Genomic DNA, 14,951 nt, shown 5'->3' with positions numbered 1-14,951 from the left:
CGCGTTCCATTCGCGGGGAATAAGCTCGCGTGCAACATAGGCTCAGACCGGGGCCGTCGCAACCTTTAGTCGCCCGCAAATACTGCCATTTCGATCTAACGATAGAACAAAAACACGGCGCGCACGGGCACGCTTCGAGCGCGTTTATATAGACGCGCCATCGAGTATTCAAAGGGCGCCTTCGTCATCACGAAACGCTTGATCTGCGGATAAATATCCTGCAGTGCAAACCGCTTCAGGATCGGAATGTCGCGCAGGGGCAACAGCGTTGTTCGAGCAGAGGCAGCGATGACTTGATCATGAGTAAAATTTGTGATCATCGCGATTAAATTGAGTTTGTCTCACTCGCTTGCGCTGCCGACAATGGCCGCCATCAACAGAACATTGGAGTTGTTTGTTATGGCACTGGCCCATTCCCTTGGATTTCCGCGCATCGGTCGCGACCGCGAACTGAAAAAGGCGCAAGAGGCGTTCTGGAAAGGAGAACTGAACGAGGCCGGGCTGCGTGAGGTCGGGCGCGATCTGCGCAAGGCTCACTGGGACTTGCAGCAACAGGCAGGCATCGAGCTGCTGCCGGTCGGCGACTTTGCCTGGTACGACCAGGTCCTGACGCACTCACTGATGTTCGGCGTGATCCCTGAACGCTTCCGTCCGCACGATGGCAAGGCCAGTCTGCAAACCTTGTTCAGCATGGCGCGCGGCGTCAGCGACAGTTGCTGCGGTGGTGCCCACGCGCAGGAAATGACCAAGTGGTTCGACACCAACTATCACTACCTGGTCCCGGAATTCAGCGCGGATCAACAGTTCCAGCTGGGCTGGGAGCAGTTGTTCGAAGAGGTCGAAGAGGCTCGCGCGCTGGGCCACAACGTCAAACCGGTGATTATCGGTCCGCTGACGTATTTGTGGTTGGGCAAGGCCAAAGGTGCCGAGTTCGACAAGCTCGAACTGCTCGATCGTCTGCTGCCGCTGTATGGTCAGATCTTTGCGCGGCTCGCCGCCCAAGGCGTGGAGTGGGTGCAGATCGACGAGCCGATTCTGGTGCTCGACCTGCCGCAGGAATGGAAAAACGCCTTTGAGCGTGCCTACAACCAGATCCAGCGTGACCCGCTGAAGAAACTGCTCGCCACTTACTTTGGTGGTCTGGAAGAAAACCTCGGTCTGGCCGCCAACTTGCCCGTTGATGGTTTGCACATTGATCTGGTGCGCGCACCGGAGCAATACCCGACCATTCTTGATCGTCTGCCGGCCTACAAAGTGTTGTCCCTGGGCGTGGTCAACGGCCGTAACGTCTGGCGTTGCGATCTGGAAAATGCCTTGGCGACTTTACGCCATGCCCATGAGCGTCTGGGTGAGCGCCTGTGGGTGGCGCCGTCCTGCTCGCTGCTGCACAGCCCGGTGGATCTGGGGCGTGAAGACAAGCTCGATGCCGAGCTGAAAAGCTGGCTGGCCTTTGCCGTGCAGAAGTGCGAAGAAGTCGCGGTTCTGGCGCAAGCGGTCAATGAACCTGAAGCGCCGAAAGTGCTGCGCGCACTGACTGAAAGCCGTTCGGTACAGGCTGCTCGCGCTGCGTCGCCACGTATTCACAAACCGGCCGTTCAGGCTCGTGTCGCCGCAATTACGGCCAAGGACAGTCAGCGTCAGTCGCTGTTCGCCCAGCGCATCGCCAAGCAGCGTGCCGGTCTGGATCTGCCGCTGTTCCCGACCACGACCATCGGTTCGTTCCCGCAAACCGCGTCGATCCGCCTCGCTCGCCAGTCGTTCAAGCAAGGCAAACTCAGTGAAGGCGAGTACACCGAAGCCATGCACAGCGAGATCCGCCACGCGGTGGAAATCCAGGAGCGTCTGGGCCTCGACGTGCTGGTGCACGGTGAAGCCGAGCGTAACGACATGGTCGAGTACTTCGCCGAGCAACTCGACGGGTATGTATTCACCCGTTTCGGTTGGGTGCAAAGCTACGGCTCACGTTGCGTGAAACCGGCGGTGATCTTTGGCGACCTCAGCCGTCCGAAAGCCATGACTGTCGAATGGATTCGCTACGCTCAAGGCCTGACCGACAAAGTCATGAAAGGCATGCTGACCGGTCCGGTGACCATGCTGATGTGGTCGTTCCCGCGTGAAGACGTCAGCCGTGAAGTGCAGGCCCGCCAATTGGCGCTGGCGATTCGCGACGAAGTGGTCGATCTGGAAGCCGCCGGCATCAAGATCGTGCAGATCGACGAAGCGGCGTTCCGTGAAGGCCTGCCGTTGCGTCAGGCGCAGTGGCAGCCTTATCTGGATTGGGCGACGGAAGTATTTCGCCTGTGCGCCTCGGGTGTGCGCGACGAGACCCAGATCCACACGCACATGTGCTACAGCGAGTTCAATGATGTGATCGAGTCCATTGCAGCAATGGACGCCGACGTGATCACCATCGAAACCTCGCGTTCGGACATGGAGTTGCTGGAGGCTTTCGAAGCCTTCGCTTACCCGAACGACATTGGCCCGGGCGTCTATGATATTCACTCGCCACGGGTGCCGGATGCCTCGGAAATGGTCAATCTGCTGCGCAAAGCGGCCAAGCGGATTCCGGCCGAGCGGCTGTGGGTCAACCCGGATTGCGGTTTGAAAACCCGTGGCTGGCCGGAGACCGAAGCGGCGTTGGTGCACATGGTCACCGCCGCCCGCCAGCTGCGTAAAGAGCTGGCGTAACACTCTGGCTGCATGAAACACAACACCTGTGGGAGCGAGCCTGCTCGCGAAAGCGTCCGGTCAGTCAACATCAATGTTGGATGATCTGCCGCCTTCGCGAGCAGGCTCGCTCCCACAGGGTTTTGTGTAAGGCATGAGATTCTGGATGGCCTCACGGGACTTGTTGTTGCTACTGTGGCCAGCCGCAGTCCAGGTGTTTACCGCTACATGAGTCATCAACCGATTATTCAGGCCGTGTCCGACGCCGACATTCCTGAAGTTCTTGATTTTGTTCTAAACGCCCGCGCCGAGCTTTTTCCCAAGCTGAGCGCGACCGGCATGCCTGATGATCTGGCGCGGTTCGCCGAGGTTTATCTGCGTGGGGCAGGGCGTTTTCTGATTGCTCGCCAGGCGGGGCAGATCGTTGCCTCGATTGGCTATCTGCCATACGACCGACGCTTTCCGAACCTTGATTATCCCGACCGTAACGTGGTGGAAATCGTGCGCCTGTTCGTCGTGCCTGCACAACGGCGATCCGGGTTGGCGGGCGCGTTGTACCGATCACTCAAAGACCTGGCACTGGCCGACGGAGTTGAGGTGATCTATCTGCACACCCATCCGTTTCTGCCGGGCGCCATCGCGTTCTGGCAACGGCAAGGTTTCGAGATCATCGACGTCGACGCTGACCCGATCTGGCAAACAACTCACCTGCAAAACGTCATAAGTGAAATCTGAGAATCTGCGCCCCATCAAACGGCTCCGTCAGGTAATGCGCCCTGACCCCGAGCGGCTTCTGTAAGCGCTGCGGTGTCAGCACCTCCAGCGGCTCGCCTAACGCCACCCGCCGCCCGCGTTCCAGTACCGCCTGAGGTGTCGGCGCGTGCTGGAAGGTCAGGGTGCTGCCGCAGTTTTCGATCATCAGCTCCGGTCGTCGATCAGCGCCGCTGAAGGGCGGACGAATCTGTCGTGGCGAGGATCAGTGCTGGCTCATCAAACCGTGCAACACGCCTAACCGCAGACCCGGTTCGGAGGGCAGCATTTGCGCAATGCCGAACACTTTGAACGCCGCCAGCATCAACACCAGCCCACCGGGCAGAATGCTCTGGCGGTGTGGTTGCAGGCCGGCGAGCTTGAGCTGTTGCACGTTGTTGACCTTCAACAGCAGCAGCGACAGGCGCAGCAGTCCGCCATAGGTGATGCCGTCCTGACCGAAGTCGTTGAGGTGGTTGGCCTTGAGCACTTTGGCAAGCATGCGCGCGGTGCCGGAGGAGCCGATGGTCTGCTGCCAGCCCTGAGCGCGATAGCGACGAGCAACTTTTTCAAACTGCAGGATGGCGAAGCGTTCGGCTTCCTGTAACGCGCCGGCGGACACATCGCCGCTGCGAAAGAACCGCGCGCTCAAAGTGCCGCTGCCGATGGCGATGCTCTCCGTCAATAAAGGTTGCGAGCCTTGGCCGAGGATCAGCTCCGTGGAGCCGCCGCCGATGTCGACCACCAGGCGCAGGTCTTCGGCGTTCGGCAAGGCGTGGGTCACGCCGGCGTAGACCAGCCGCGCCTCTTCATGGCCGCAAATGACGTCAATGGGAAAACCCAGATGCCGTTCGGCACTGGCCAGAAACAGTTGCGAATTGTCGGCTTCGCGCACCGCGCTGGTGGCCACCGCACGGACTCGACCGGCCTGGAAACCGCGCAGCTTCTTGCCGAACCGCGCCAACGCCTGCCAGCCACGATCCAGGGCCAACGCATCCAGCGCGCCGCCATCAAAACCCTCAGCAAGTCGCACCGGTTCACGCAGGGTTTTCACTTCCTGAATCTGCAAGCCTTTGCGGCTTCGCACTGACTGGCCGATCATCAGGCGAAAGGCATTCGAACCCAGGTCGATGGCGGCAAACAGCGAGGCGTCTTCTTTCATGGGAATCCTTGCAGAGCATCTGTCGCGAGGCTCAAGACGGTTTGCGAGGATTCTGCCGCGATCTTGATGACATCCTCATGACGGGGCAGGGGCGGTTCAATGAATGTGTGGCTGTCATGACACTGTCATTATCCGGCGTCTATGCTGAGGCCAATACACCGCGTGTTCTTAAAGTTTTTGCTGCCGACTTTGGCAGCTTTTTTTTGTCCGCGATTTGAGCGAGGCACCTGATCGTTCCCACGCTCTGCGGTGATCGTTCCCACGCTCTGCGTGGGAATGCAGCCAGTGACGCTCCGCGTCACTGGACGCAGAGCGTCCCTTGAGGCATTCCCACGCAGAGCGTGGGAACGATCATGTAGGTGATTAGCAGGTTTGCGGGGTCTCGCCTCGGGCCAGACGCGCATTGATGTCTTCGATCACTTCGGGCAGCTCGGCGATGGTGTCGATCAGATAATGCGGGCGCGAGGGGGCGAATATCTTGCCGATCCGCGCACGTTCTTCCGCCAGTCGATCCGATGGCAATGCCTTGTATTGCTCATAGGTCAGGCCCAGTGCGTTGCCGGAACAGGTCAATGCCACCGTCCACATGCCGGCGGCGCGCCCTTCGAGAATCCCCGGCCAGGTGTCGTCGACCTTGACGCACGCGGCCACGTCATCGATGCCCAGAGCAATCACGTTGGCCAACGCCTGCGCCGGATATGGTCGGCCATTCGGCACTTCGTCAGTGGCGACGACATGGTCAGCGACGTAGCCATTTTCCCGCGCCAGTTCGACAACCTTGGCCATCACCACCGCCGGGTAACCCGAGCACGAACCGATTTTCAAACCCTTGTCGCGCAACGCCGCAATCGCCTCGAGCGCGCCCGGGATCAACGCCGAATGCAGGGCTATTTTCTCGATCTGCAGCGGCATGAAGCGTTCGTAGATCGCCGTCACATCGTCATCGCTCGGCACGCGGTCGAATGCTGCACGATAACGCTCGGCAATCTGCGGCAGGTTGCACAGGGTTCGGATGTGATCCCATTTGCCCATGCCCATTGGGCCGCGCGCTTCTTCCAGCGATACCGCGACGCCGAACTCGGCAAAGGCTTCGACGAAAATCTGCGTCGGCGCGAACGAGCCGAAATCGACAACTGTGCCGGCCCAGTCGAGGATCGCGGCTTGCAGGTGAGTCGGTTGTTGGTACTGCATGGTCAATCTCCGTTTTCAGGTAAGCGTGGGCCGTCCCTCGGCAATGAGGTAGGCGGTTCAAGGGGCAGTGCTGATCAGGTCAGCGGTGGATTGGAATCAAACAGTTCGGCAATCACTGGCCGGTTCCTGCGGATGCCGAGGCAGCACAGGTGGTATTCGATGAAGAACGGGTGATCGACAAAGGTGATCGGCGTGGTGCCGGGGGTTTCGGCGTACTCGACCGCCGAGACAAACCCGATGCCGATGCCCTTGACGATGGCGTGCACGATGGCTTCGCGGCTGTTCAGGTGCATGACGCAATCGAGTTCGATGTCGAGGCGTTTGCAGCTTTCTTCTACCAATTGCCGGGTGCGCGCACTTTTCTCGCGCATTACCCATTTTTCGCCGCTGATTTCACTGATGTGAACCTGCGCCTGACTGGCCCATGGATGGTCATCGCGGACCACGGCAATGATCGGGTAACGGTGATACAGCCGCGTGTGGAAGCGCTCATCGAATTCCGACAAGGCCAGAATCGCCACGTCGATATCGAAGTTGAACAGCCGCGCCAGAGTGTCCTTTTCCGAGGAAAACGAGGTTTCCAGCTCGATATCCGGATGGCGCTGCATCAACTCATACGTCAGGTTCATCGCAATCGGTGGCGACACCGCGCCCAGGCGCAACATGCCGGTCTTGCGCTGCTTGAAGCTCTGCAACAGTTGCACGGCTTCATCCTCCTGGCCGAACAGACCTTGGGTGATGGCGTAGAGCTTGTGCCCGGCGGCGCTCATTTCGATGTAGCGGCCACGCCGATGGAACAGCTCGACCGAGAAGGTGTTTTCCAGCGCGTTGACCTGCTCGCTGACGGTCGGCTGGCCGACGCTGAGAAACTCGGCAGCCAGGGTAAAGCTGCCGGTCTTGGCCACCGCATGAAACGAACGCAACCACTTGTGATACTGGTACATACAAGCCCCGTCAGCGTCGGATGAACAATGCCACTGCTGCGCTGCACAGGCAGGCGCTGGTGACCACTATGAAGATCAGAGACGTATTTGCCGTAGTGTCAAGCAGACGCCCGATCAGTGGCTCGGCCAATCCGGCGAACAGGTAAGAGGAAAAGTTCATGATCCCGGTCGCCGTACCGGCGCGTTTGGCCCCGACCAGATCCGGGCACAGCGCCCAGAAACTCGACGCCGGGCCGTAGACGAAGAAGCCGCAAAGGAACAGCGCGACCAGACCGATTACGCTGTGTGGCGGCAGGCTCCACATCCACAAACTGGTCGCAGCACCCAGCATCATATAGAGCATGATCGCCAGATAACGCTTGGAACCGAACAGCTTGTCCGACACCCAGCCGTTGCTCAACGCGCCGACCGCCATGCCAACGGGGAGGGCGACGGTGATCCATTTCGGATCGATCAGGCTGTCACCACTTTTCCAGTCGGCGCCAAGAAAGTGCACCGGCACCCAGACGATCAAGCCGTAGCGCGCCGCGTTCTGAAAGCCCAATGACAGTGCGGCGATCAGCAAGCGAGGGTTCTTCAGCACCGCTTTATAACGTTGTGCCGAGGATTCGACTTCGCCCTGTGCCGCTTCCTGATGTTTGTCCTCAGCGTTGGCCACACCGGTGTCGGCCACGGGCTCGAAGCCCAGATCCTGTGGCCGTTCGCGGGCAACCAGATAAAAAATGATCCCGCCGGCAAGCATCAGCAGCACCGGCAAACGGAAGATCCAGCGCCATTCCAGTTGCAGCACTTCAAGCACGACGATAGAGGTGACGTACGACAGAACCGACGCGCAACCGGCGGCGAAGGTGTAGAAGCCATAGACCTTGCCGCGCTCGCCCGCCGCCCACCAATTGGCAATCAGCCGCCCGCCCGGCGCCCAGCCCAAGGCCTGAAAGTAACCGTTGACGCCCCACGGCAGAATCAGGCTGGCAAAGCCGCCGGCAAAACTGGTCACCCAATTGGCGCCGCAGGACAGTACTGCGCCGAGGGTCATGATCTTCCGGCCGCCGAACTTGTCGGCGAGGTTGCCGTTGATGGCCTGGCCGATGGCGTACGCCCACAACATCGCCGCAGACGCCCAGCCGAGGGTTTCCTTGCTCAGACCGAACTCGGCCTGAATCCCCGGAATGGCAAACCCGAAGGTCTGCCGGCCGGTGTAGAAAAACAGGTAACAGAACATCGCCGCCAGCAGCATGCGCCACTGCGCGACCCGGAACGAGGCAGAACGTACGGCGAGACCAGGCATTGTTTCGGCACGATTCATGATCTTTTCCTTATTGTTGTGGGTTCCCGCCGGGTGTCGACGGCGGGTGCACTCTTTTTCGGTGCGACAGGAAATCACCGCAGCGTTTGACGCCGCCGGCTGTGCTTGGGTGGTTCAGGTTTCGGGCGAAATCAGGCAGCTTGCGAACCGATGAAGTTCTTGCCGCGCGCGCCTTGCATCGCCAGGTGAATGATGTCTTCGGCGTCCTGTGCCGAGACGCCGTAGTCGGCGAATTCAGTCTTCACGCCCAGGGCATGGAGGAACTCGCGCAACTGCTGTTGAGCCTTGGGCAAATCCTCGCCGAAGACCCGCTGCAGAGTGCGGTCGCGGGTGACGTCGTGACCCCAGGCCAGACCCAGTACCAGCGGCAGGGTGAAGGAGCAGGCGATGCCGTGAGGCAAACCGTGACGCAGGGTCATTTCGTAGGAAATCGAATGCGCCAGCGCGGTTTTGGTGTTGGAAAATGCCAGCCCGGCCTTGAGCGCGGCCAACGCCATGCGCGTGCGCAGTTCCTGGCTGGACAAGTCTTTTTGCAGGCTCGGCAGGCACTCGAGAATGTCTTCAATCGCCGAGATCGCGAAGGTATCCGAGACCGGGTTGGCGTTCACATTCCAGATTGCCTCCAGTGCATGGGACAGTGCGTCGAGCCCGGTGGAAACGGTCACGCCGGCCGGCACGGTGAGCATCAGTTGCGGATCGATGATCGCCACGCGCGGCCAGGTGCAATCCAGGTGCAACGAGTATTTCTTCTGGCTGGCGCTGTCCCAAATGGTCGCCCACGGCGTGACTTCGCTGCCGGTGCCGGCCGTGGTCGGCGCGGCGATCAGCTGTTTGCAGTGTGGCGGGGTAAACGGTTTGCCGGTTGCCAGCAGCGTCAGCAGCTCATCGAAACGTCCTGACTCGGTACCGACGATCAACGCCTTCGCGGTATCAATGGCACTGCCGCCACCGACGGCCAGGACCACGTCACAGCCGCCGGCCTGCTGCCAGAAGTTCTCGTAGGTGCTGCGCAGATGCGCGACATCGGGATTGGGTTGCACATCTTCGAAAACATAGACCAGACGCTCACCGAGCAGGGCTTGCAGGCGATCCACCAGCCCCAGCCCACGCGCCTCGGGAAAGGTCACGAGGGCAACGGTTTGCTGCTCGGTAAGGGCGGCAAGTTCTTGCAGGCTGCCCCAGCCGAAGCGGGTGTCGACGGGGTTTTGAAAACGGGCAGTCATGGTGGATCCTTCTTGTTGTTGTCGTGTGGGCACATACTCTGTGGCGCCCGACAACGGCACAAATCGATAAATCGCAGGTTTGAATCGGCTGGGCCGATAACAGCGCTACTTAAACGGATGAACCGCTCTGGATCGACGCCCGCAGCCGGCTCGAAACGGCATCGGCGACGATCACCATGAACGTGATGACGATGATGCAGGTCGCGGTTTCCTGATATTTGAACAGTTTGAGACTGCTCACCAGTTCGAAGCCCAGGCCGCCAGCGCCGACCATGCCCAGCACCGTTGCCGAGCGCAGGTTCACTTCGAAGCGGTACAGAATCACCGCAATCCACGCAGTGATGACTTGCGGCAAAACACCAAACACGATCACCTGTAGCGGCCGAGCACCGGTCGCTTGCAGCGCTTCAATCGGGCCTTGGTCGATCTCTTCGATGCTCTCGGCGAAGAACTTGCCGAGCATGCCCACGCCATGCAGCGCCAGCGCCAATACGCCGGGGAACGGGCCGAGCCCGACTGCCGAGACGAAGATCAAGGCAAGGATCAGTTCGTTGATGCTGCGGGTAAAATTCAGTGCCTGACGGGTGGCGTGAAACAGCCAGCGGTTGCGGCTCAGATTGCGTGCGGCGAGAAACGACAGCGGAATCGCCAGCAACACCCCGAGCAAGGTGCCCCAGATGGCGATCTGCAGGGTTTCTACTGCCGGCGCCAGCAGTCGCGGGAGGATGCTCAGGTCCGGCGGAAAGGTGCGCGAGAGAAAATCACCAATCTGCGGCAACCCGGCGGCCAGTTCGCCGAGGCTCAGTTGCGCGCCTTGGGCGCTCCAGTCAAGCGTCCACAGCACGATCAGGACAACACCGGCGGTGGTCAGCCAACTGCGCAGGCCACGGGGACGAACGCCGACCCACTGATAGTTTGGCGATTGCATGCTCAGGCCCTCGAAGCAGTGCGATAGGACAGGGTGGTTTTCGGGAGCTCTGCGCAAGATTCCGCCAATTGCCCCGGATAGATTCGTGCCAGATCGGCGTCGGTCATGCTCGACGCTTTGCCATCGAACACCAGGCTGCCGTGCGCGAGGCCGACCACGCGGTCGCCGAACTCGCGGGCGTATTCGACCTGATGCAGATTGCACAGCACGGTGATGCCCAGCTCGCGAGTGGCGTCGCGCAGGTACTGCAACACCAGGCGCGCGGTTTTCGGGTCAAGGCTGGCGATCGGCTCATCGGCCAGAATCACTTTCGGTCGCTGCGCCAACGCGCGAGCAATGCCGACGCGTTGCTTCTGCCCACCGGACAGCGAATCCGTGCGCTCGCCAGCCTTGTGCGCCAGTTCGACGCGCTCCAGACATTGCATGGCCAGCGCCACATCGTCACGGCGGAACAGTTGCAGAATCGAGGCGAGGGTACCGACCGAACCGAGGCGTCCGGTCAGTACGTTTTTCAAGACACTCAAACGCGGCACGACGTTGTGATGCTGAAAAATCATCGCCACTTCGCGGCGCAGAACGCTGGTGTCAGGGCAGGCGAGGGCGTCGATGCCGGCCACGGTCAATGTGCCGCTGTCGGCCTGCGTCAGGCGATTGATACAACGCAGCAAGGTCGATTTGCCAGCGCCGGACTGACCGAGCACCACGACGAATTCGCCGGCCGCGACCTCCAGGTCAATGCCGCGCAATACCGGGGTGCTGCCGTAATGCTTGGTCAGTTGCCGGATGCTGATCATTTCATGCTCCGCAAATCGAGATCGAGCACCTTGGCAGTGTCGCGCACCACGTCATACGCCGCGTCAGTGGTGGGCTGGAAGCCATTGAGTACGCCCTGATCTCCCCACGGCACGTCCTTGATCGAGGCCAGTGCGGCGGCGACTTTCTGCTTCAGTTCAGGATCGAGCGCCTTGCGCCAGACCATCGGCGATTCGGGAATCGGTTTGGAACTCCAGACCACTTCGAAGTCATCCTGCTTCACCACACCCTTGGCCACAGCGCTGGCGAAGATGCGGTCGGCGACAGCAGCGGCATCGACCTTTTTGTTCTCGACGGCGAGGATGCTGGCGTCGTGGGACCCGGAGAAAATCACTCGCTTGAACAACGTGTCAGGAACGAACCCGGCCTGCTCCAGCCCGGCCTTGGGGAACAGATGCCCGGACGCCGAGCTTGGATCGACGAAAGCGAAGGTGCGGCCCTTGAGGTCGGCGAGGGTATGTATGCCGCTGTCCTTGCGCGCCAGAATCACGCTTTTGTAAGCACTCTGGCCGGTCTTCTTCGTCACCGCCACCGAGAATGCTTCGACATCGGCCACAGAGGTCGCCAGCACATACGAGAACGGTCCGAGGTAAGCGACGTCGAGTTTGCCCGAGCGCAGCGCTTCGATGATGCCGTTGTAGTCGCTGGCCACGAACGGCACCACCGGCATGCCGAGTTTGTTTTGCAGATCATCGAGCACTTGTTTGCTCGATTCGATCATCGCCTGGGAATCTTCGGAAGGGATCAGGCCAATGGTCAGTTTGTCTTTGGCCCAGGCCTGACTGGCGCCAAAGGCAAGTGCGGTGAAGCTGACGACACGCAGAAACTGTTTGATTGTTTTCATGGCATTCCACGGTGTGGTTGGGAGTTGCCACAGGCTAGGGCTGTCACGTGACAGTCATTCAATCAATTCAATATGGGAAACAGCAGCTAACTATTGATGGAGTCTATGGATGTCGAGCGCCAAATTGCGGGCCTTTCTCGCCGTCGCGCGTCACGGCAGTTTCAGTGCCGGGGCGCGGGCGTCAGGCTTGAGCCAACCGACGCTGACCACGCAAGTGCAAAGCCTGGAGCGGCAGCACAACGTCGAGCTGTTCCATCGGCGCGGGCGGCGGATCGAGCTGTCGGATGTTGGCCGGCAATTGCTGCCCATCGCTCAGCGCATCGCTCTGCTGGAGCTGGAGGCGCACAACCTGCTGCGCGATTCCGGACGGCTCGACAGCGGCCAGCTCAAGGTCGGTGCGGTGGGGCCGTTTCATGTGATCGAGATGGTCGACAGTTACCTGCAAAAACACCCCAACATTGACGTATCGATCCGCGTGGGCAACTCCGCGCAGGTGCTCTCGGATCTGGAAAATTATGTGACCGACATCGCCGTGCTGGCCGGGCGTCAGGATGATCCAGCGTTGTGTGCCGTGCGGTATGCGCGGCACGCAATCATCCTGTTTGCCCACCGTGAGCATCCGCTGGCCGATCGCGGCAGTGTGCGTCTCGAAGAGCTGGAGGGACAGCGTCTGCTGCAACGCGAGCCCGGTTCGACCACGCGGCGGGTGCTGGAACAGGCGCTGAATGCCGCGCAGGTCAAACCGCGCATCGCCATGGAAATCGGCAGCCGCGAGGCGCTGCGTGAAGCAGTGGTGCGGGGCCTGGGATTGGGCGTGGTGTCGGAAGCGGAGTTCATTGCCGACCCGAGCATCCGCACGATCAGGATCGAGGGCGAGGAGCTGTTTACCGAGACCTACCTGTACTGCCTGGCGGAGCGGCGCTCCAGTCGACTCGTCTCATCGTTTTTCGACGCAGCGCTGCGTTGATTTGCAATTCTGCATAAGGCTTGGCTAATATACGATCCATATACACATCGTATCGGATTCATATATGGGCATCGTAAAGATTTCAGAGGACATGCACGAGAACCTGCGTATCTCCAGCAACGCGCTCAGCCGCTCGATCAATGCGCAGGCCGAGCACTGGATGCGCATCGGCATGCTCGCCGAGCTGCACCCCAACCTCGACCACAGCGCCATTTGCCGCTTGCTGATCCGCGCTGAGCAGAACGGTGGGCTCGATTTGCAACAACTGACACAGGAAGCCGTCAGCGCATGAGAAACCAGATCAAGATCAACACCCCGGCCGACATTGCCAAATCCCGCGTGGCTGCCCAACTGGCTGCCGACGTGCTGGCCATGCTGGTGCCGCACGTCAAGGCTGGCGTGACCACCGATGAGCTGGATCGGCTGTGCAACGACTACATCGTCAATGTGCAGAAAGCGGTGCCGGCCAACGTTGGTTATCACGGTTTTCCGAAAACCGTCTGCGCCTCGGTCAACGATGTGGTGTGTCACGGCATTCCGTCGGGTACGCCGTTGAAGGACGGCGATATCGTCAACCTCGACATCGCGGTGATCAAGGATGGCTGGTTCGGCGATACCAGCCGCATGTACGTGGTTGGCGAAGCCACACCTGAAGCACAGCATTTGATCAAGACCACTTACGACGCCATGTGCGCGGGTATTCGCGCGGTTCGTCCGGGCGCGACCCTGGGCGACATCGGCCATGCGATCCAGAGTCTGGCGGAGAACGAAGGCTTCAGTGTGGTGCGCGAGTATTGCGGGCACGGGATTGGCAAGATCTACCACGATGAACCGCAGATCCTGCACTACGGCTTCCCTAATCAGGGGATGAAGCTCAAGGCCGGGATGATCTTTACCATCGAGCCGATGCTCAATGCGGGCAAGCGCCATGTGAAGAACATGCCGGATGGCTGGACGGTGCTGACCAAGGATGGCTCGTTGTCGGCACAGTGGGAGCATATGGTGGCGGTGACGGAGACCGGGTTTGAAGTGCTGACGGCGTGGCCGGATCAAATCGAAGGCTATTCCCCCATTAACTGAACACCACTAACCTCCTGTGGGAGCGGGCTTGCTCGCGAAAGCGGTGTGTCATTCAACATTGTTGGTGACTGATACGGCCTCTTCGCGAGCAAGCCCGCTCCCACATTTGGAATGCATTTCTGTCGGAGCTGTCGAGTGAAACGAGGCTGGCTCGTTGTCGGCGCAGTGGGAGCATATGGTGGCGGTGACGGAGACCGGGTTTGAAGTGCTGACGGCGTGGCCGGATCAAATCGAAGGCTATTCCCCCATTAACTGAACACCACTAAACCCCTGTGGGAGCGGGCTTGCTCGCGAAAGCGGTGTGTCATTCAACATTGTTGGTGACTGACACGGCCTCTTCGCGAGCAAGCCCGCTCCCACATTTGGAATGCATTTCTGTCGGAGCTGTCGAGTGAAACAAGGATGGCTCGTTGTCGGCACAGTGGGAGCATATGGTGGCGGTGACGGAGACCGGGTTTGAAGTGCTGACGGCGTGGCCGGATCAAATCGAAGGCTATTCCCCCATTACCTGAACACCACTAAACCCCTGTGGGAGCGGGCTTGCTCGCGAAAGCGGTGTGTCATTCAACATTGTTGGTGACTGACACGGCCTCTTCGCGAGCAAGCCCGCTCCCACATTTGGAATGCATTCCTGTCGGAGCTGTCGAGTGAAACGAGGCTGGCTCGTTGTCGGCGCAGTGGGAGCATATGGTGGCGGTGACGGAGACTGGGTTTGAAGTGCTGATGGCGTGGCCGGATCAAATCGAAGGCTATTCCCCCATTACCTGAACACCACTAAACCCCTGTGGGAGCGGGCTTGCTCGCGAAAGCGGTGTGTCATTCAACATTGTTGGTGACTGACACGGCCTCTTCGCGAGCAAGCCCGCTCCCACATTTGGAATGCATTTCTGTCGGAGCTGTCGAGTGAAACGAGGCTGCGATCTTTTTAAAGGCAAGATCAAAAGATCGCGAGAGTGTCAGATTTTTTGTGTGCGGGCTGGTAATGGCCTGCCGTTAGGCAGGCCTTCATTTCACCAGTTTGACCTGATGAATCGATCTCCGTACAAAATCGCAAACTGATTCATAGCGTTTTTCCA

Annotated in this window: 14 protein-coding genes and 2 pseudogenes; 6 read left to right on the top strand and 10 right to left on the bottom strand. The window is 60.0% G+C overall.

The features are described from left to right. Positions 1 to 95: 95 nt before the first annotated feature. Positions 96 to 263: a hypothetical protein gene (locus CKW18_RS30825; RefSeq protein ID WP_218274357.1), complete on the bottom strand. Its 168-nt coding sequence runs from the start codon at positions 261 to 263 to the stop codon at positions 96 to 98. A gap of 136 nt (positions 264 to 399) precedes the next feature. On the opposite strand from CKW18_RS30825, the gene metE reads away from it, so the two are divergent. Together metE and CKW18_RS25735 are read left to right on the top strand one after the other, a co-directional pair. Further along, positions 400 to 2,688: a 5-methyltetrahydropteroyltriglutamate--homocysteine S-methyltransferase gene (gene metE / locus CKW18_RS25740; RefSeq protein WP_095191358.1), complete on the top strand. Its 2,289-nt coding sequence runs from the start codon at positions 400 to 402 to the stop codon at positions 2,686 to 2,688. Positions 2,689 to 2,895: 207 nt separating this feature from the next. After that, positions 2,896 to 3,402 (top strand): GNAT family N-acetyltransferase, encoded by a 507-nt coding sequence (locus CKW18_RS25735; protein ID WP_095191357.1) that lies wholly within the window; start codon positions 2,896 to 2,898, stop codon positions 3,400 to 3,402. On the opposite strand, the pseudogene CKW18_RS25730 reads toward CKW18_RS25735, so the two are convergent. From CKW18_RS25730 to phnD, 9 genes and pseudogenes are all read right to left on the bottom strand, one after another. Continuing rightward, a pseudogene (locus CKW18_RS25730) lies at positions 3,386 to 3,532 on the bottom strand (histidinol phosphatase); the annotation flags it as partial. The gene CKW18_RS25735 and the pseudogene CKW18_RS25730 overlap by 17 nt on opposite strands. 111 nt (positions 3,533 to 3,643) lie before the next feature. After that, positions 3,644 to 4,579, bottom strand: a complete 936-nt coding sequence (locus tag CKW18_RS25725; RefSeq protein ID WP_095191356.1) for a Ppx/GppA family phosphatase — start codon at positions 4,577 to 4,579, stop codon at positions 3,644 to 3,646. A 363-nt stretch (positions 4,580 to 4,942) separates the two neighbouring features. Further along, positions 4,943 to 5,770, bottom strand: coding sequence for a phosphonoacetaldehyde hydrolase (gene phnX, locus CKW18_RS25720; protein ID WP_095191355.1), 828 nt, complete (start codon positions 5,768 to 5,770; stop codon positions 4,943 to 4,945). A gap of 74 nt (positions 5,771 to 5,844) precedes the next feature. Then, positions 5,845 to 6,714, bottom strand: a complete 870-nt coding sequence (locus tag CKW18_RS25715; protein ID WP_095191354.1) for a LysR substrate-binding domain-containing protein — start codon at positions 6,712 to 6,714, stop codon at positions 5,845 to 5,847. A 10-nt stretch (positions 6,715 to 6,724) separates the two neighbouring features. Further along, positions 6,725 to 8,020 (bottom strand): MFS transporter, encoded by a 1,296-nt coding sequence (locus CKW18_RS25710; protein WP_095191353.1) that lies wholly within the window; start codon positions 8,018 to 8,020, stop codon positions 6,725 to 6,727. Positions 8,021 to 8,151: 131 nt separating this feature from the next. Continuing rightward, positions 8,152 to 9,243 (bottom strand): iron-containing alcohol dehydrogenase PsrA, encoded by a 1,092-nt coding sequence (gene psrA / locus CKW18_RS25705; protein ID WP_095191352.1) that lies wholly within the window; start codon positions 9,241 to 9,243, stop codon positions 8,152 to 8,154. A gap of 109 nt (positions 9,244 to 9,352) precedes the next feature. Continuing rightward, positions 9,353 to 10,171, bottom strand: a complete 819-nt coding sequence (gene phnE, locus CKW18_RS25700; RefSeq protein WP_095191351.1) for a phosphonate ABC transporter, permease protein PhnE — start codon at positions 10,169 to 10,171, stop codon at positions 9,353 to 9,355. 2 nt (positions 10,172 to 10,173) lie between these two features. Further along, positions 10,174 to 10,965 (bottom strand): phosphonate ABC transporter ATP-binding protein, encoded by a 792-nt coding sequence (phnC, locus tag CKW18_RS25695; protein WP_095191350.1) that lies wholly within the window; start codon positions 10,963 to 10,965, stop codon positions 10,174 to 10,176. Continuing rightward, positions 10,962 to 11,828 carry a phosphonate ABC transporter substrate-binding protein gene (gene phnD, locus CKW18_RS25690; protein WP_095191349.1) on the bottom strand — a complete coding sequence of 289 codons (867 nt, stop codon included), beginning with the start codon at positions 11,826 to 11,828 and terminating at the stop codon, positions 10,962 to 10,964. The genes phnC and phnD overlap by 4 nt, the downstream gene beginning before the upstream one ends. 109 nt (positions 11,829 to 11,937) lie before the next feature. Here phnD and CKW18_RS25685 point away from each other — a divergent pair, with 109 nt between their 5' ends. From CKW18_RS25685 to CKW18_RS30345, 4 genes and pseudogenes are all read left to right on the top strand, one after another. Then, on the top strand, positions 11,938 to 12,795 hold the full coding sequence (locus CKW18_RS25685; protein WP_095191348.1) for a LysR substrate-binding domain-containing protein: 858 nt from the start codon (positions 11,938 to 11,940) through the stop codon (positions 12,793 to 12,795). Between the two features lie 64 nt (positions 12,796 to 12,859). After that, positions 12,860 to 13,087: a ParD-like family protein gene (locus CKW18_RS25680; RefSeq protein ID WP_007918027.1), complete on the top strand. Its 228-nt coding sequence runs from the start codon at positions 12,860 to 12,862 to the stop codon at positions 13,085 to 13,087. Continuing rightward, positions 13,084 to 13,875, top strand: a complete 792-nt coding sequence (gene map, locus CKW18_RS25675) for a type I methionyl aminopeptidase (RefSeq protein ID WP_095191347.1) — start codon at positions 13,084 to 13,086, stop codon at positions 13,873 to 13,875. The genes CKW18_RS25680 and map overlap by 4 nt, the downstream gene beginning before the upstream one ends. Positions 13,876 to 14,273: 398 nt before the next feature. Further along, positions 14,274 to 14,387, top strand: a pseudogene (locus tag CKW18_RS30345) (type I methionyl aminopeptidase); the annotation flags it as partial. Positions 14,388 to 14,951: the final 564 nt, after the last annotated feature.

Origin of the sequence: Pseudomonas sp. Irchel 3E19, from assembly GCF_900187585.1 — a bacterium.
Taxonomy (GTDB): Bacteria; Pseudomonadota; Gammaproteobacteria; order Pseudomonadales; family Pseudomonadaceae; genus Aquipseudomonas; species Aquipseudomonas baetica.
The sequence above is the reverse complement of the archived record's forward strand: the minus strand, read 5'-3'. Positions and strand labels throughout refer to the sequence as shown.